Annotated in this window: 11 protein-coding genes; 10 read left to right on the top strand and 1 reads right to left on the bottom strand. The window is 65.7% G+C overall.

The genetic code is table 11. The features are described 5' to 3' along the window. Window positions 1-341 precede the first annotated feature (341 nt). On the bottom strand, window positions 342-2,558 hold the full coding sequence (locus F1609_RS27270) for an OsmC domain/YcaO domain-containing protein (RefSeq protein WP_167079951.1): 2,217 nt from the start codon (window positions 2,556-2,558) through the stop codon (window positions 342-344). A gap of 263 nt (window positions 2,559-2,821) precedes the next feature. Between F1609_RS27270 and dkgB the strand changes: the two genes are divergently transcribed. From dkgB to F1609_RS27220, 10 genes are all read left to right on the top strand, one after another. Then, a complete protein-coding gene (dkgB, locus tag F1609_RS27265) occupies window positions 2,822-3,625 on the top strand; it encodes a 2,5-didehydrogluconate reductase DkgB (protein ID WP_167079949.1) in 804 nt (267 codons plus the stop codon). A gap of 122 nt (window positions 3,626-3,747) precedes the next feature. Continuing rightward, a complete protein-coding gene (locus F1609_RS27260; RefSeq protein WP_167079947.1) occupies window positions 3,748-4,407 on the top strand; it encodes a hypothetical protein in 660 nt (219 codons plus the stop codon). Window positions 4,408-4,484: 77 nt separating this feature from the next. Beyond that, a complete protein-coding gene (locus tag F1609_RS27255; RefSeq protein WP_167079945.1) occupies window positions 4,485-5,807 on the top strand; it encodes a hypothetical protein in 1,323 nt (440 codons plus the stop codon). A gap of 13 nt (window positions 5,808-5,820) precedes the next feature. Then, entirely contained in the window at window positions 5,821-8,685 is a 2,865-nt protein-coding gene (locus F1609_RS27250; RefSeq protein ID WP_167079943.1) for a DUF4132 domain-containing protein, read from the top strand. Window positions 8,686-8,694: 9 nt separating this feature from the next. Beyond that, window positions 8,695-11,580, top strand: a complete 2,886-nt coding sequence (locus F1609_RS27245) for a DUF4132 domain-containing protein (protein ID WP_167079941.1) — start codon at window positions 8,695-8,697, stop codon at window positions 11,578-11,580. A 59-nt stretch (window positions 11,581-11,639) separates the two neighbouring features. After that, entirely contained in the window at window positions 11,640-12,740 is a 1,101-nt protein-coding gene (locus F1609_RS27240) for an ATP-binding protein (RefSeq protein ID WP_167079939.1), read from the top strand. Beyond that, entirely contained in the window at window positions 12,730-15,033 is a 2,304-nt protein-coding gene (locus tag F1609_RS27235) for a DUF5682 family protein (protein WP_167079937.1), read from the top strand. Before F1609_RS27240 ends, F1609_RS27235 begins: the two co-directional genes overlap by 11 nt. After that, window positions 15,030-16,160, top strand: a complete 1,131-nt coding sequence (locus F1609_RS27230) for a VWA domain-containing protein (protein ID WP_167079935.1) — start codon at window positions 15,030-15,032, stop codon at window positions 16,158-16,160. Before F1609_RS27235 ends, F1609_RS27230 begins: the two co-directional genes overlap by 4 nt. Next, window positions 16,157-17,776 (top strand): hypothetical protein, encoded by a 1,620-nt coding sequence (locus F1609_RS27225; protein WP_167079933.1) that lies wholly within the window; start codon window positions 16,157-16,159, stop codon window positions 17,774-17,776. Before F1609_RS27230 ends, F1609_RS27225 begins: the two co-directional genes overlap by 4 nt. Next, entirely contained in the window at window positions 17,773-18,078 is a 306-nt protein-coding gene (locus F1609_RS27220; protein WP_167079931.1) for a hypothetical protein, read from the top strand. Before F1609_RS27225 ends, F1609_RS27220 begins: the two co-directional genes overlap by 4 nt. Window positions 18,079-18,146: the final 68 nt, after the last annotated feature.

Below are 18,146 nucleotides of genomic sequence, written 5' to 3'. Positions count from 1 at the left end.
TTCTATAACCGCCAGCGGCGCCACTCGCGCCTTGGCAATGTTCCGCCTGCATTGTTCGCTGAAAATTTCAGCAAACAGCGATAGGCGGCTTGAAACAAGAGTGTCCGCTATTGACAGTACACCTCAGCCAGCTATGCGCAAGTTACGCAGGTGACGGTTGAACTAAGCGCACCCAACCGCCTCCTACGCATCCATACCACTGCGGGAAACGCTACAGTTGCTGAGCTAAATCTGGGCCCAGGAGTTTTCGACGAACTCCACGCAACGCTCCTGCAACGCGCGCCCCATCGGTAAAAGCCGCACCGTCGCAACACCATGCGACAGATGCGGCCATGACTTCTTTACGGCCGGCCCTGGCCGGATGCGGCCGCAGCGCGGGCCCGGGCGCTGTGCACTTTCTTGTAGCTGTCAATCAGGCGCTCGTGCTTCTCGAGCCCCTCCAGTTTGATGCTCGTTGGCGTCAATCCGAAGAACCGCACAGTGCCGTCCACCGACCCCATGACCGCATCCATGCGCGCATCGCCAAACATCCGGCGGAAATTGACGGCGTAATCGTCCAGTTCCAGTTCGTCATCGAGCAGCACCTCAAGCACGACGTTCAACGCCTGGTAAAACAGCCTGCGCTCGACCGTGTTGTCGTTGTACTGCAGGAAGGTTTCCACCAGCTCTTGCGTCTCCTCGAATTGCTGTAATGCGAGATGGATCAGCAGCTTCAATTCCAGCGTTGTCAGTTGTCCCCAGACCGTATTCTCGTCGAACTCGATGCCGATCAGGGTGGCGATGTCGCCGTACTCGTCCAGTTCGCTATTTTCCAGACGATCCAGCAACGCTTCCAGGCTGGCTTCGTCCAGGCCATGCAGGTTCAGGATATCGGCGCGGAACAACAGTGCCTTGTTGGTGTTATCCCAGACCAGATCGTCGACCGGATAGACTTCCGAATAACCGGGCACCAGAATGCGGCAGGCGGCGGCGCCCAGGTTTTCGTACGTCGCCATGTAGACCTCTTTGCCCATGTCTTCCAGGATGCCGAACAAGGTCGCGGCTTCCTCCACATTGGCGTTGGCGCCCGGGCTGCAAAAATCCCATTCGACAAACGGATAATCGGCCTTGGCGCTGAAAAAACGCCACGACACGATGCCGCTGGAATCGATGAAGTGTTCGACAAAGTTATTCGGCTCGGTGACGGCGTTACTGACAAAGGTCGGTCGCGGCAAATCGTTCAAGCCTTCAAAACTGCGCCCTTGCAGCAGTTCCGTCAGGCTCCGCTCGAGCGCCACTTCCAAACTTGGATGCGCGCCGAACGAGGCAAACACGCCGCCCGTTCGCGGGTTCATCAGGGTGACGCACATGACCGGGTAAACCCCGCCGAGCGACGCGTCCTTGACCAGTACCGGAAAGCCCTGCTCTTCCAATCCGGCTATGCCGGCCAGAATGCCAGGGTATTTCGCCAGCACCTCTTGCGGCACATCGGGCAAGGCGATTTCGCCTTCCAGGATTTCGCGTTTGACCGCCCTTTCGAAAATCTCCGACAGGCATTGCACCTGCGCTTCGGCCAACGTGTTGCCGGCACTCATGCCATTGCTGACGTACAGGTTTTCAACCAGGTTGGACGGGAAATAGACCACCGCGCCGTCCGACTTGCGCACGTAGGGCAGCGAACAGATACCGCGCTCCACATTACCGGAATTGGTGTCGTACAGGTGCGAGCCACGCAGCTCGCCATCGGGATTGTAGATTTCCAGGCAGTATTCGTCGAGAATCTCGGCCGGCAGCGCATCTTTGCGGCCAGGCTTGAACCAGCGCTCGTCGGGATAATGCACAAACGGCGCGTTGGCGATCTCGTCGCCCCAGAACGTGCCGCCGTAAAAGTGATTGAAATTGAGGCGTTCGATGAATTCGCCCAGGGCCGACGCCAAGGCGCTTTCCTTGGTCGAGCCTTTGCCGTTGGTGAAACACATGGGCGAATGCGCGTCGCGGATATGCAGCGACCACACATTGGGAACGATATTGCGCCATGACGCGATTTCAATCTTCATGCCCAGGCCCGCCAGCACGCCGGACATATTGGCGATGGTTTGCTCCAGGGGCAGATCCTTGCCCGCAATATAGGTGCTGGCATCGGTCGCCGGCATCAAGGTCAGCAAGGCCTGTGCATCGGCGTCCAGGTTATCGACCTCGTTAATCACGAACTCGGGACCGGCCTGCACCACTTTTTTGACCGTGCAGCGCTCGATGGAGCGAAGAATGCCCTGGCGGTCTTTATCGGAAATATCGGCCGGCAGCTCGACATCGATCTTGAAAATCTGCTGATAACGGTTTTCCGGATCAACAATATTGTTCTGCGACAGACGGATATTTTCGGTCGGAATATTGCGAGTTACGCAATACAACTTCACGAAGTAAGCCGCGCACAAAGCCGACGAGGCAAGGAAGTAATCGAACGGACCCGGCGCGGAGCCATCGCCCTTGTAGCGGATGGGCTGGTCGGCGACCACTGTGAAATCATCGAACTTGGCTTCAAGGCGAAGCTTATCGAGAAAGTTGACCTTAATTTCCATGGGGGAATTCTAAAATAATGTATCAAATGAGTGAGCCCACATTATCGTCGCTTTTGCCCTCACAGCCTAGGAGACAACTACCGCCATACCGATCCAGCCAAGGTGCTGTCGCCCTCCTCCCTGGCGGCAACGCCCCCACCACATTGGCAAGCAAGGTTTTCACTGTTGCCGTGGAAGCAAAGATGTTATGCGCGCTCGCTACTGTGTCGGCAACCGTCTTCGGCTCATACTGAATCATTCTCAACACGAACCAGGACATTGACATGGGCATTCCGACTTTTGGCGCCGGCACCTTTCGCCTGCAAGGGCAAGTCGTCATCGATTCCGTGCGCAACGCGCTCGAACTGGGCTACCGCGCCATCGATACCGCGCAGATCTACGGCAATGAGGCCGAGGTTGGCCAGGCGATCGCCGACTCGGGCGTGCCGCGCAGCGAACTGTTCATCACCACCAAGGTCTGGGTCGACAACTATGCCGACGATAAACTGATTCTCAGCCTGCAAGAAAGCCTGGACAAATTGCGCCTCGACGCCGTCGACCTGACCCTCATCCACTGGCCCGCGCCAGGCAAAGGCGTTCCGGTCGCGGCGGCAGTATCGACCCTGGCGCGCGCCCGCCAGCAGGGGTTGACGCGCCAGATCGGCGTTTCCAACTTTAACATTGCCGATATGGAGCACGCCATCGGCGCCGTCGGCAAGGACGCCATCGCCACCAACCAGATCGAACTGAGTCCCTACCTGCAAAACCGCAAGCTCGTCGCATACCTGCAGGAACAGCACATTCCCGTCACCTCCTATATGACGCTGGCCTACGGCAAGGTGCTGACCGACCCGGTGATCACGACGATCGCCAGCCGCCACCAAGCGACGCCGGCCCAGGTGGCGCTTGCCTGGGCACTGCAACTTGGCTACGCGGTGATCCCGTCGTCAACCCGGCGCGAGAACCTGGAAAGCAATCTGAAGGCACAGGCCTTGCGCCTGACTGCGGACGACATGGCCCGGATCGCCTCACTCGAGCGCAACGGCCGCGAAGTCAGTCCTGCCGGGCTGGCGCCAGAGTGGGATTGATGCTTTCGGCTAAAGACCCGCAGCGCTGATCTCACTGTCCCCGGCTGCGGGGCGCGAGTTGACCTTTCGGACATGTGTACGCATACTTCCCAGGCCAATTCCGCCTATTGTCAGGAGAAATCATGCTGTCGCGCGACCAAGTCCAGGAAACCCTCGCCAATGCCCACGCCCTCGGGCTTCTCGAGCATGACGCTTCCGCTGAAGTCATCGCCACGTTCGACGCCGCGTCACCGTTCCGCGCCGCGCTCGACGTGGCCGACTGCATGCACGTGCATATCAAGGTGGACGACACGGCCAGCCTGCCGCGCGCCGCCTTGCTGGCCGGCGGCGCCGTGGTCGACAACGAGAAGGATGGCTACATCAAGTTCGCTTTCCCGAGCGGAATGAACCTAATCTTCTCGTCGATCGCCGTGGCCCAGGACGACCTGCGCGAAACGCCGGGCCAGCGCCGCCCTCGCCCCTTCCTCGATCACTTCGGGATCGACCTGCGCAACCCGGCGCCCGGGACGCGATCCGCGTACGACGCCATTCCCGCCATCGCCAACCGCAATGGCTATCCGCACAGTTCACAGGGCGGCGCGGGCAAGGCCGTGTTCTGCTGCCACGTCAGCGTCGCTGAAAAGCACTGGGTCTACCCGGCGCGCGGCAGCGAGCGCCTGGCGCCGGTGGAAATCGCCTTCGGCCCGCTGGTCGTCAGCGCCGACAGCAGCGGCTGCGACCTGCGGCCCAGCGATCCCTCGCTCGGCGTGGCCAAGCCGGCCTGCTGCCCACCGCGCACCTGAGCAGGCGGATGGCAACAAGCCGTGGGGAAACAAATGTAGACGCCGTGAAGTTTTCAGAATGCTAAAATTAGCAGGCGATGAATGACCTACACCACTCCACCACGCCCCTGCACGAGATCAGTCTCAGCCATGGCGGCCACAACGTTGTTGCGCGCGAGCTCAGCACGCGCTTCCAGGACGGACGCGCGCAGGAGGTCGCCGACTATCTTGCGCAATGCGACTTCAGCGCCCTGGTCTGGCTGGCCATCGGCAACCGCAGACGCAACATCTGGGATACCGATCCCGGCGCCTGGCGCGTATTCGCCCGCCTGACGGCAAAACGCGGCATCTTGTGGCTCGGTGCGGATGGCATGGAGCATCGCGATGCCGCCTTTTCGGAGGAAATGCGGGCTTTCGGGCGCGACCTGCTTGCCAGCGCCGGGACCGACCCTGCCGCGCTGGTCAGCGCATGGGACTTTATCCTGAACTTCGTCACGCCGCGCCTTGGCTATCCTGGCATCGCCCGCGCCGATGTGCTGGCAATGGTTGATGAGCATCTGGCCATACGCAGTGCAGCGCGCCTGACCGATGCCCCTGGAGATGATTCCTGGCTTCACCCCCTGCTCGCGTGTTTGGCCGACCCGGCCGACCTGGTCGCCCTCGCCGGCAGGTCGGAATATTTGTTCCGCCAGGCCATGCGTGCCCATCAAAACCGCAGCGGACAGGAGCGCGAGCGCTGGGTTCCCTGGCACGATTTTTTCGACCGCCATCCGGATTACCTGGCGTGCTACCTCGACCGCATCGCCGATCCGGGATTGATGCTGCGGTGCTGGCCGAGCGGCGCGACGCAACTGCGCCGCTCGATGATGCACACCCTTCTCGGCGCAATGCCCTGGCCTGGCGGCGACGACCAGGACTATGCCGCGGAGGTTGTCGATGCCATGATCCGGAATGACGAAGACAAGCTGTTCCAGACGATCTCCCTGCCACGCCATCGCCTCGGCCTCGCCGTTAGCCTTGTATCGCGGCAGCAATCTCACGATGTCCTGTTGGAGTTTTTTCCCCGGATCTTCCCGCAATATCATGCGCCCAACGCCGGCGCAGCGCTGAACATCGTGCTGGCCGCACACCCTGAACTATTCGCCGGCATCTTTACCGGCGACCTGCCCGGCGCCCTCGCGCTCCTGTCCAACGACGTGTTGCGCGCAGTCCTGCCTGCCCTTGGAGAACGCATCGGCCAGGCTGCGTGCCCCAGGCTGCGCGCCGCCGCAGTGATCGCCTCGACCAGGCTCGACCTGGCCGACCTTGCCGCAGCCGGCTGGTTTGCGTCCGACCAGGAAAACCTGCGCCTGGCATGCCGCGAAATCCTGCTCACTCACCCCGACCAGGCCGGCGCCACGGCGCTGCTGGCCGCCCACTGAAGCGAAAGCTCCCATGACCGATATGTCACTTACAACAACACCGCTCGCCGAAATCGACGGCAGCTATGCCAACCGCGAGGTCCTGGCCGGCGAGATCAGCCAACGCCTGCAGAACGGCCGCGAACAGGAGGTATTCGATTTCTTGAGGGAATGCGACGGATCGGTCTTGAATCAGCTGGGATATGCAAGCGGCAATCTTGCGTGGGAAACCGATGCGGCGACCTGGCTGGCGCTGGCGCGGCTGACCGTGCCGCGCGGCGTCCTGCTGCGCGAAGGACGGGGTGCCGGCAGGCAGCGCAACGACACCTTTTCGCGCGAACTGTGCGATCTGGCCGAGCAGTATCTGGCCGGCACCGGCGCCCAGAAAGACGCCCTCATTTTCGTCATGCGCAATATTATCGACCGCCTGGCGTATCCCGGCATCCCGCGCCAGCGCGTGTTCAAGCTGCTCGAATGGAACCTGGCCCTGAGCCGAGCGGCGGGCTGGAGCGACGACCAGGGCTACAATATCGTAAGCGACCTGGTGCAGACACTGGACCACACGGCCGACCTGATCGCCCTGTCCGGCACGGCGGAGCGCTACTTCGAGACGGTGCTGCACGTCTTCAAGTGCCGGGCGCAGGCCGGCGATCTGCGCACGCGCTGGTTGCCGTGGCACGACTTCTTCCAGCAATACCCGGAGTACATCGACCGCCATCACAGCGCACTGGGCGACCCGGGCTTGATCCTGCGGCGCTGGGACGCCGCCGCGCCCAAACTGCGCGGCGACATGCTCGCCAGCCTGATGCAGATGATGCGCTGGTATGAGGGCGCCGACCAGGCGTATGTCGCCGAGACCATCGATCAACTGGTACGCATCGATGAAGCCTTCCTCGGCATTGCGCTGCGCGAGCGGCCCTACAATGTCAACCTGGCCACCGCCACCCTGATCTGGCAGCGCCAGTACGCCGGCCTGGTGCCAGTCCTGCTGCCATTAATGACGGGATCCCCAAATTCGGTGGGGCAATACCGCGAGCTGGTGCTGGAGATTCTCTCCAGCCGGCCCGACCTGATTCAAAGCGCGGTACCGGCCAACCTGGACCAGCTGATCCCGCTGCTGGGCACGGACCTGCTGCGCACCGTCCTGCCGGACGTGGGCACCCTGATCGGCAAAAGCGCCTCGAAATCGCTGCGCGACGCCATCGCCGAGGCGGGCAAATCGCTGGCCATCGCCGATATCGTCCAGGCCGGCTGGCTGAAGGTGCGCAACAAGAACCTGCGCCTGGCCTGCAAGGACCTGCTCATGGCCCATCCGGACCAGGCCAGCGCCAGTCCTTTGTTAGCGGACATGCTCGCCGCCGGCCAGCTCGACGCGGCAACGGCCAGTTCGGTCGAGGCGCACCTGGCCCAGGGCACGCCGTCGTCCGAACCGCAGACCGGCGAGGCCGCACTGGCACGCCTGGAAACGCAAGCGGCCGGCATCAAGCGCTGGTCGGCGGCCATCAAGCCGCTCGACACGCCGCACACCCTGGCGCTGTTCCAGCCCTTGTCCGAACACGCCGCGCGCGCCGCGCTGCACCTGGCCGCCACCGCCGAAGACGGCTTGCCGCCGCTGGCCGGTGCCCTGCTGGCGCAACTGCCGGTTGAAGCGCGCGCGCGCCTGGCGCTGCATCTGGTGCAATTGTGGATTGGCAGCGAGGGCAATCCCAAGCTGCGCTTTGTGCTGCAACTGGCCCTGAAAGGGGCGGACGACCGCATCGTCGACCTGCTCAGCGAAACGGTGTTCAGCTGGGCCAAGACGCGCAAACAGCGCGCCGTGATCGCCGTCGAGCAACTGGCGGGCGTCGATTCGCTGTATGCGCTGGCGCGGGTGCTGGAAATCTCGGAGTCGAAAAAGGTCAAGGGCATGATTCCCGAGGCCGCGCTCGACGCGCTCAAGGCGGCCGCCGCGCGGCGCAAACTGGCCCTGGCCGAACTGCTCGACGAGCTGACCCCGGACTTCGGCCTGGGCCAGGGCATCTCGCTCACGGTGGGCGAGGCCAGTTACCGCGTCGTCCTCCAGGGCGACCTGAGCCTGCGCCTGGTCGATGCCAAAGGCAAGGTATCGAAAACGCTGCCCGCCAACAAGGATGACGCCACCCGTGAAGCCTGGGAAATCGCCAGCGGCCAGTTCAAGACCGTCAGCGCCAGCCTGAAAGCGGTGGCCAGGCTGCAAGCGCCGCGCATGCTGGCCGCGCTGGTCACCGCCAAGACCTGGAGCGCACCGCGCTGGACCCAGCTGTTCCTCGATCACGCAGTGCTGAGAATCATGGGCCGCAGCCTGATCTGGCAGATCCGGGGCGAGCATCCGGTGAGCTTTCGCATCGCCGAAGATTTTTCTCTGCTCCAAGCGAACGACGACGTGCTTACCTTGGCGCCCGATGCGCAGCTCAGTCTGTGGCATCCGGCGACCGCGCTCGCCGGCGAAGCCGAGGCCTGGCGCAGCAATTTTGCCGATTACGAGATCGTGGCCCTGATCGACCAGATCGGCGCGCCGGCCGCCCTGCCGCCCGAGGCGTCGATGAGCGCCGAGCACGTGCTGGCGCCGGCCGGCCTGAGCGTGCTGCAGGAACAGCTGGCGGCGACCCTGACCCGCTGCGGCTACCGCAAGGGGCCGGTGAACGACGGGCCGTCAATCGACTGGCACGAATGGCATCTGCCGGCGGCGCAGCTGGCGGTGCATCTGGAAAACGGTTACTGCTCGCCGATGATGGAACTCGGCAAGCCTATCGATGTCCACGGGATCAGGATATGGAACACCGGCACCGGCGCGACCGTGCCGCCAGCGAGCCTGCCCGTGCCGTTGCTGGCCACCTTGTGGTCGCATTTACAGTTACTTGACGCCAAACGCAAGCAATAGACCAAGTTCATGAACGAACAAGAACAGACCGTGAACGATACCCTCCTTTCCACAAAACCACTGAACGAGATCGGCATCAAAGCCTATGGCGAAGATGCGCTGGCCAGGGAGATCGGCGAGCGTTTCGAGAACGGCCGCGAGCAGGAAGTGATCGACTTCATCCAGCAATGCGACCGTTACGTCTTGAAAAAGCTGGTCCAGGTCGAGCCGGAACACGCCGTCTGGCGCCGGAGTAGCCCATTGTGGCTGCGCTTTTTCCGCCTGACCGCGCCGCGCCATATCCAGTTTCCAGAACCGTACCCGCAGGCGCGCCAGCGCGACGCCGCGTTCTCGCATGAATTGCGCGCGATTTGCACCACGCTGATCGCCGCCGCGGTGGCCGGTAGCGGAGCCGGCAGCCTCGAAGACGCCGCCACATTCGTGCTCGATAACATCATCGAACTGCTGCCGTACGACGGCATGCCGCGCGATGAAGCGCTCAGCCTGCTCGCATGGAACCAGGAACTGCGCGCGCTGAACGGCACCGCCCAGGATGACTTCGACCGCAACCGGAGCCGCCTGATGCGCTGCCTGAGCGATCCTGCGGACCTGGTCGCCTACGCATCCCAGGACGAGCGCTACTTCGATGACGCGATCTGGCTGCACAGGCATCGCAGCGACGACCAGCCGCGACGGACACGCTGGCTGGCCTGGCACGCGTTCTTTCATGGTCACCCGGAGCGTTTCGACAAGCACCAGCAAGACATTGGCGATCCCGCGCTCATCCTGTGGCGCTGGCCGCACGCCACGCGGGAACTCCGGCTGGCGATGGCGGAAACACTACTGGATACCTTGTACCGCGGCGACAAGAGCGACCAGCCGGTTTTCCTCAAGGCGATCGATCAGCTCATGGCTGACAACCAGCCGCTGTTTGCCACCTTGATGGTCGAGAAAAGCTATCTGTTTTCGGGCAGGGTCGCCAGCCTGATCTGGCAAAAGCAAACTCCGGGCTTGCTACCGGCGCTGCTGCCGACGATGCTGGAACGGAGTTACGCGCTGGACGACTATCGCGACGTCCTGCGTCCGATGCTCTCGCGCCAGCCCGAGCTGGCGCTGACCATCCCGGGCGCCAGCATGGAAAAAATCCTTCCGCTGCTGACCACGGACATCGTGCGCACCCTGCTGCCGGTGCTGGGCACGGTCATCGCCAGGAGCACCTCGAAAGCGCTTGGCGCGGCGATGGTCAAGGCCGCCAAAAAGCTGGCCATTGACGACATTGCCGGGTCCGGCTGGCTGGCAATCCGCAACAAGAACCTGCGCAAGGTGTGCAAGGATATCCTGCAAGCGCACCCCGACAAGACCGGCGCCGCGCCGCTGCTGGCGAGCATGGAGGCGGCCGAGGCCGGCGCGGCGGCAATCGTCGCGGCGCGCGCGCCAGCGCCAGCCGCCCCGTTTACAAGCGAACTGGAGCGGATTGAATTCGAGGCGGCCGCCATCAAGCGCCTGTCGGTCGCCATCGCCCAGGTCGACAATGCCGAGACCCTGGCCCTGTTCCAGCCGCTCTCGCCGCACGCGGCGCGCACCGCCCTGCACCTGGCCGCGACCAGTACCGAGGCCCTGCCGCCGCTGGCCACGGACTTGCTGGCCCAACTGTCGCCCGAGAACCGCGCGCGCCTGTCCCAGCGCCTGGCCGAAACCTGGATCGGCAACGATGGCGAGCCGAAACTGCGCTGGATGCTGCGCCTGGCCGCCAGCGGCGCGGACGACCGCATCGTCGACCTGCTCAGTGCGACGGTATTCGCCTGGGGCAAAACCAGGAAACAGCGCGCGGTAGTGGCCGTAGAGCAACTTGAGCTGATCGATTCGCCCTACGCGCTGGCCCGCGTGTTGGAAATTTCCGAGTCGCGCAAGGTAAAAGGCATGGTGGTCGACGCCGCCGCCCACGCCTTGCGCGCGGCCGCCAAGCGGCGCAAGCTGAGCCTGGGCGACCTGCTCGACGAGCTCACCCCGGATTTCGGGCTCGGCCAGGGCATTAGCTTGATGGTCGGTGCGCAAAGCTACCAGGTGGTGTTGCAGGGCGACCTGAGCCTGCGCCTGGTCGACGCCAAAGGCAAGACCTCGAAATCGCTGCCTGCCAACAAGGACGACAGCCTGAAAGAGGCATGGGAAGCGGCCGCCAGCCAATTCAAGATCCTCTCCGCCAGCCTGAAAGCGGTTGCCAGGCTCCAGGCACCGCGCATGCTGGCCGCGTTCGTGACCGGCAGGAGCTGGAGCGCGCCGCGCTGGACCCAGCTGTTCCTCGATCATCCGCTGCTCAAGATCATGGGCCGCAGCCTGATCTGGCAAACCCAGGGGGATGGCGGCGCCAGTTTCCGTATCGCCGAAGACTTTTCCCTGCTACAAGCGGACGATGAGGTATTTACCTTGCCGCCCGATGCGCAAGTGACCCTGTGGCATCCCGCCACCGCGCGCGCGGGAGAGCGTGAGGCCTGGCGCAGCAATTTTGCCGATTACGAGCTCACGCCCCTGATCGACCAGACCGGCGCGCCGGCCGAACTGCCCCCTGCGGCGTCGATGACCGCCGAGCGCTTGCTGGCACCTGCCGGCCTGACGGTGTTTCAGGAACACTACGCTGCGATTGCCAGCAAGTGCGGCTACCGCCAGGGGCCGGTGGGCGACGGGCCGTCGATCGACTGGCACGAATGGGCGCTGCCGGCGGCCCAGCTGGAAGTGCGGCTCGGGAACGGCTTCTGTTCGCCTTACATGGATCTGGGTGCGCCAATCGAGGTGCATGGGATCGAGGTGCGCGCCATCGGCGGCAACTACAAGCTGGTCGCGCCCGCCAGTCTGCCGAAAGCGCTGCTGGCCACCTTGTGGTCGCACCTGCAACTGCTTGAAGCGAAACGGGTCGCGTGAGCGATGCGAGACAAGCATCGCTCTATGACTTTTCAAGAACCCAACCAGGAAGCGCACGCATGAACAACACCCCCGCCGCCCAGCGCCTGCCCGCCGAAATGCGCTTTGCCGCCGAACTCGACGCGCTGGCGCAGGCCGACAGTGGCCCACGTCCGGCCGGCTGGCGCCTGTCGCCGCGTTCGGCGCGCACCTTCATCCTCGGCAGCGGTACGGCGCAAGCCGGCGGCGTCACCATTACCCGCAAAATCCACGGCAACGATGCGCTGGTCGAACGCGCCATCGTCACCCTGGCCGGCCAGCGCGGACTGATGCTCGCCGGCGAACCCGGCACTGCCAAGTCGCTGCTGTCGGAACTGCTGGCGGCCGCCATATCGGGCGACACCACCATTTCGGTGCAGGGCGGCGCGGGCGTGGTGGAAGAACAGATCCGCTACGGCTGGAACTACGCGCTGCTGCTGCGCGACGGCCCCGGCAAGGCTTCGCTGGTGCCCGGCCCGCTGCACCGTGCGATGGCGCTCGGCCAGCTGCTGCGCTTCGAAGAAATCACCCGCTGCGTCACCGAAGTGCAGGATTGCCTGGTGCCGGTGCTGTCCGAACGGCTGCTGCAAATCCCGGAACTGAAAGAACAGCATCCCTACCTGCTGGCGCAGCCGGGTTTCAACGTGATTGCCACCGCCAACCTGCGCGACCGGGGCGTAAACGAGATGTCGGCCGCGCTCAAGCGCCGCTTCAACTTCGAGACCATGCAGCCGTTAGAGAGCATCGCCACCCAGGTCACGCTGATCGGCGACGAGGTGCGACGCGAACTGCTGGCGGCGAACATCGGCGTGGCGCTGCCGCCCGACGTCTTGACACTGCTGGCGACCGCCTTCCACGAACTGCGCGCCGGCGCCGTGGAAGGCATCGCCATCGAACGCCCCGGCACGGTGCTCTCGACCGCGCAGGCGATCAGCGTGGTGTGCGACGCCGCCTCGCAGTGCTGGTATTTTGGCGAAACCACCCTGCGCCCGGCGCATGTGGCGCGCTACCTGCTTGGCACCGTGATCCAGGACGACCAGGAAGACCGGCGCCGTTTCAGCGAATACCTGCGCATCGTCGCCCGCAAACGCAGCCTGCGGCCCGACTGGATGGACTTCGTGGCGGGCGCCCGTGAGGAGTGACGCCGAGCGGCTCTCGCCCAGACCGGACCTGATGTTCGCCCCGGTGCGCCATCACAGCCCGCGCTGCGCCCATCATTTGCGCGAGCTGGTGGCCGACTTTGCGCCGCAGCGCATCCTGATCGAAGGACCGCAGGAACTGAACGCCCTCATGCCGCTGTTGCAGCACAAGCAAACCCGGGCCCCGCTGGCGGCGTACCTGCACACGGTGGCCGGCGAGGATGCACTGCGCTGCCGCGCCTATGTGCCGCTGACGGCGTTTTCGCCCGAATGGGTGGCCCTGCGCGAAGCGGCGCGCCTGCGCATTGGGGCCAGCTTCATCGACCTGCCGTTCGCCACCCGCGCGGCCGATAGCGCCAACAGCGCCTATTTTGCGCGCGCGCCCGAGCCCACCCTGGCCGACGAACCGCGTACCAGCGTGATCGCGGCACTGATCGCGCAGAGCAGCTGCCAGGATTTTGACGCCTGGTGGGAACGCCATTTCGAGTCCGGCCTGGACGCGCCAGGCGCGTACGCCTATTTTGCATCCGTGCTCGTTTTCGGCGAACTGCTGCGCGCCGGCCACGACACGGACGCCGACAACACAGCGCGCGAAGCCCACATGGCGGCCAGGGTCAAGGAAGCGCTGGCGCTCGGCGAGCGCTGCCTGGTCGTGTGCGGCGCCTACCATGTGGCCGGCATCAGCGCCTTGCTCGATGCGCCTGCGCCAATCGATACACCAGCGGCGCAGGAAGCCGGCGTGCATCTGATCGCGTATCCACTGGAGCGCTTCGAACGCTCGCAGCGCTACGGCGCCGGCATGCCCGCGCCGGGTTACTACCAGCGCGTGTGGCAAGCCTGGCAAACGGGCGATGCGGCGCCTTACGAGCAGCCGTTTGCGGCGCTGGCGATCGAACTGGCCGCCAATCTGCGCGAGAACAGCATTCCGGTCAGCCTGCCGGACGCGATCGAAGCCGTGTCGATGACGCACCGGCTGGCGGCGCTGCGCGGCTGCCGTCCGGGCCTGGCCGAACTGCGCGAATCGCTGCGCAGCACCATGGTCAAGGAGGACGGCGACGCTGCCAGCTTCGGCGCCGCCCTGGCCAGCCTGCTGGCGCATGGCCCGGACGGCGTCCTGCCGCCGAACATGCCGGTGGCGCCCCTGCTGGCCGACGCCATCGCCGCCTGCCTGCGCCACCGTATCCCCAGCCGTTTCGGCGAGAGCAAGAAGAAGGACCTGGACATCTACCGCAACGCGCGGCACCGGGCCGCCTCGCACACCCTGCACCAGCTGCGCTTCCTGGGCGTGCCCTATGGCGAACGCATCGCCGGCCCCGATTTCGTCAACGCCACCGGCCTTGGCCGGGTGCGCGAGATCTGGACCCTGCGCTGGATTACCGAAACGGCCACCAGTCTGACCGAAAACAACCGCTATGGCGCCAGCCTGGCCGACGCCGCCGTCAACAAGCTGCTCGAACAACTGGCGCAGCCTGCCGGCTCGCCCGCCGACCTGGTGCTGCACCTGCTGGCGATGGGGCTCGACAAAGTGGCCGACAAGGTCCTCGACGGGGTCGAACGCTGGCTGGGCGACAGTTACGACCCGCTGGCGCTGGCCCAGGGCACGGCCAAACTGGCGCTGGCCTTCGAGGCGCGCCTGGCGCTCGGCGGGGTCGGCATGGCGCGCCTGCTGCCGCTGCTGGAAAGGGGCTTCAGCCAGACCTGCATCCGCCTGCCGTGGCTGGGCATGAGCGATGCGGCGCGCGCGCACGCCATGCTGGCCGCGCTCGACGACCTGCACGGCATGATCCGGCGCCAGGCGCCATGGGCCGACGCGCCGCTGTTCTACGACGCCTGCGCCAGCCTGCACGCGGGCGAGGCAGCGCCCCAGGTGCGCGGCGGCGCGGCCGCCATCCTGACCGTGTCGGGCAGCTGGACGCCAGCCCAGACCAGCGCGGCGCTGGCCGCCACCTTCGCGCTCGCCCACATGGCGCCGCAAGCGATTGCCGATTATATGCAGGGTTTCCTGCGCATCGCCAGCAGCTCGATGCTGGCCAGCCCGCAGCATCTGGGGCAGTTGAGCGCCGTGCTCGCAAGCTGGAGCGAAGACGACTTTTTGAGTGCGCTGCCGTCGATGCGGCTGGCGTTTTCGCAATTGTCGCGGCGCGAGACCGATCAACTGGCGCACGTGCTGGGCGGCCCGTCGCAGGCCCTGGACCTGGCCGGCGCGCGCGTTCCCGACATGGACACGCTGCACCAGAGCCGCCTGTGCCTGGAGCAGGTGGCCGGCATCATGCAGCGCTGGGGAGTCGCTCCATGAGCGAACGCGCACTCGATGCCGACACCTTGCGCCGCTGGCGCCTGGTGCTGGGCGCGGCGGCCGAAGACGGCTTGCGCGGGACGCTGCTCGACGCCACCGACAACCAGCGCGACCAGGCGCTGGGCTTTTTGTACGACCGCGAACAGGACGCCGATCCACACGACCGCAGCGGCGGCACCGGCATTGCCGATCCGGCGGCGGTGCGCTGGCTGGGCAAGGTACGCACGCTGTTCCCGCAGACGGCGGCCGAGGTGCTGCAACGCGACGCGCTCGAACGCTACCAGTTGCACGGCCTGCTGACCGACCCCGCCGTGCTCGATGCGGTGGCGCCCAGCATGGACCTGGTGCGCATCCTGCTCGGCCTGCGCCACATGCTGCCGGCGCCGGTGCTGGCCAAGGCGCAGGAGATTGTCGCCACGGTGGTGGCCGAGCTGGAAGCAAGGCTGGCGCCGCGCGCGCTGAACGCCTTCGCGGCGCGCCGCCAGCACCATGCGCGCGGAGGAAAACCACGCCTGTCGGACCTCGACTGGCCGCACACCATGCGCCACAACCTGCGTCACTATCAGCCCGCCACCGGTGAGCTGGTGCTGGAACGGCTGTTTTTCAAGCGCCGCCACGAGCAGCGCCTGCCCTGGCATTTGTGGGTCGTGGTCGACCAGAGCGGTTCGATGTCGGAATCGGTGATCCACAGCGCCGTCATGGCCAGCATTTTCGCGCGCCTGCGGGCGGTGCGCACGCGCATGCTGCTGTTCGCCGACGATGTGACGGATGCCAGCAGCCAGTTGCACGCGCCTGAAAAACTGCTGATGTCGGTGCAGATCGGCGGCGGCACCAACATCGGCGCGGCGCTGGCGTGCGCGCGCGGGCAGATCGACACGCCCCGGCGCAGCGTGGTGGTACTGATCAGCGACCTGTACGAAGGCGGCACGCGCGCGCCCCTGCTGCGCGAAACGGCGGCGCTCACCCGCAGCGGCGTGACCGTGCTGGTGCTGGCAGCGCTCGACCGCCAGGCAGAACCCGATTACGACCGCGAAACGGCGCGCCTGATGCTGGCCTGCGGCGCCGAGGCGGCGGCCATGACGCCGGACACGCTGATCGACTGGCTGGCCAAGAGGATGCGATCGTGACGCCCCCCTTGTTCGACTGGATCCGCAGTCTGGATGAAGACAGCGTGGCCGCCTGGGCCAACAAGGGCCTGGTGCGGCGCGGCCTGAAAGTGCTGGCCGACGGCGCCGGCGCCCAGTGGAGCACCGGCGCCGCCGAGGCCACGGCGCGCATCGAAGGCTTTACCCAGCATATTGGCCGGGTCGGCTTCGAGCACGCGCGCTGCGACTGTCCGGCGCAGGTGACCTGCCATCACCTGTGCGCGTTTTTGCTCGGTTTGCGTCAGCACCTGCCTGATGACGCGCTCGATGACGCTCCCGCGCCGGCCGACTGGCTGCTGGCCGAGTGCGCCATGCTGGCCCCGATGCTGGGTGCGGCGGCGCTGCGCAAGGGCTTGCAGTGGCTGGCCAACGACATCGAAGCCGAACTGGAAAACGAGGCCGGGTCGATCACCGGCACGCTGGAGCTGGCCGAAACCGTGGTGGTGCGCCTGCCGGCGGTGGGCGGACTGGCGGGGGCCCTGTGCAGCTGCCGCAAGCCGGCTTGCGTACACCGCGCGCTGGTGGTGCTGCAAGCCAGGCGCGCGGCCGGCCGCCCGATTCCGCCGCTGCCGCCGGTGGCGCTCGACCCTGATGCGGCCGAGCGCCTGCGCCATCTGCGCGGCTGGGTGGAATCGCTGGTGATCCAGGGATGGTCGGGCAGCGGCCAGGCGTTCCTGGACCAGGGCGAGGCACTGGCGGTGGAGCTCAAACAAGCGCAGATGCCGCGCGTGTGCGCCGCCTTGCAGCAGCTGGTGGCCTTGCTGCGGCAAGACCGCCCTGGCGCGCAGGATGCGCTGGCAGCGCTGTGGATGCTGCTGCGCGGTTTGCAAGCGACGCCGCCGCCACGCCCTTTGCGCGAGCTGACCGGCGTGCACCGGCGCGGCTATGGCGCGGTGGGCGAACTCGAACTGCATTGCGCCGGCGTGGAACGCTGGGGTACGGCGGGCGGCCATCACGGCTTTTCGGTGCACTTCTGGGCGCCGGCGCGCCAGGGCTATCTGGTCTGGTCGGAGGTGCGCCAGCAAGCGCTGGCGCCCGAGTGGGACCCGGACCAGGCGCTGGCGCACGCGGACCTGGGCGGCCTGGCCGTCAAAGCCATGCTGGCCTCGCCGTGCATGCTGGCGCCGGGCTGGGTCAGCGGCAATGGCAGGTTGTCGGGCCGCGATGGCACGCGCCTGCGCGCGCTGGACGGCAAAGTGCGCCTGCCCATTCTGGACGACCTGGCGCCCGTGATCGCGCGCATGGCCGCCGCCCTGCGCGACGATCCGTGGCGCCTGGCCGCGCCGGCCGCCTGCTGCATCGCCATCACGGAGCAGGCGCCGCTGCAGGGCGAGCGCAACAGCGGCGCCTGGTCGATGCCGGTGTACGACGCGGTCGGTAACCGGCTGCGCCTCCAAGGCGGCTTCGACGGCACGGTCTATCAGGAACTGTACAAGGCGCAACAGGCCGGATTGCGCATCGCCGCGCTGTTCGGCACCCTGCGCATCGAGGGCGGCGAACTGTTGCTGCATCCGATCAGCGTACGCTGGAACGACAATGCGGCATGGCGCGACCTGAGCGTGCCATGGCTGCGCGCCAGCAAGGAGAAACAACGATGACATTGCCGGACTGGCTCGACGAAGGCTGCGCCTGGCTGGCGCAGGTGCAAAAAATCGGCTTGAGCATGAGCGGGCGCGAACTGCTGGAACGCGGACGCGCCTTGCAGCAACGCGGCGAACTGCTCGGCTGGCACCAGGCCGGCCGCCTGTTCCAGACCCTGGCCCGGGAGGACGCGCCGATGAGCGAGCGCGCCAGCGCCCTGCTCGACCTGGCCGCCTGGCTGAGCACGGCGCGCCGCGTCCTCGAGGCGCAGGCCCTGGGGGCGGCCCTGCACGCTATGACGAAAAACACTGACCGGTAATGTAGTATTGTGGCAAGATAGAGATATTTGCAAGAACAGTTGCGTCCTCGCTGCTCCTGCTTCCGATC

The organism is Massilia aquatica (assembly GCF_011682045.1).
Lineage (GTDB): Bacteria > Pseudomonadota > Gammaproteobacteria > Burkholderiales > Burkholderiaceae_D > Telluria_A > Telluria_A aquatica.
The sequence above is the reverse complement of the archived record's forward strand: the minus strand, read 5'-3'. Positions and strand labels throughout refer to the sequence as shown.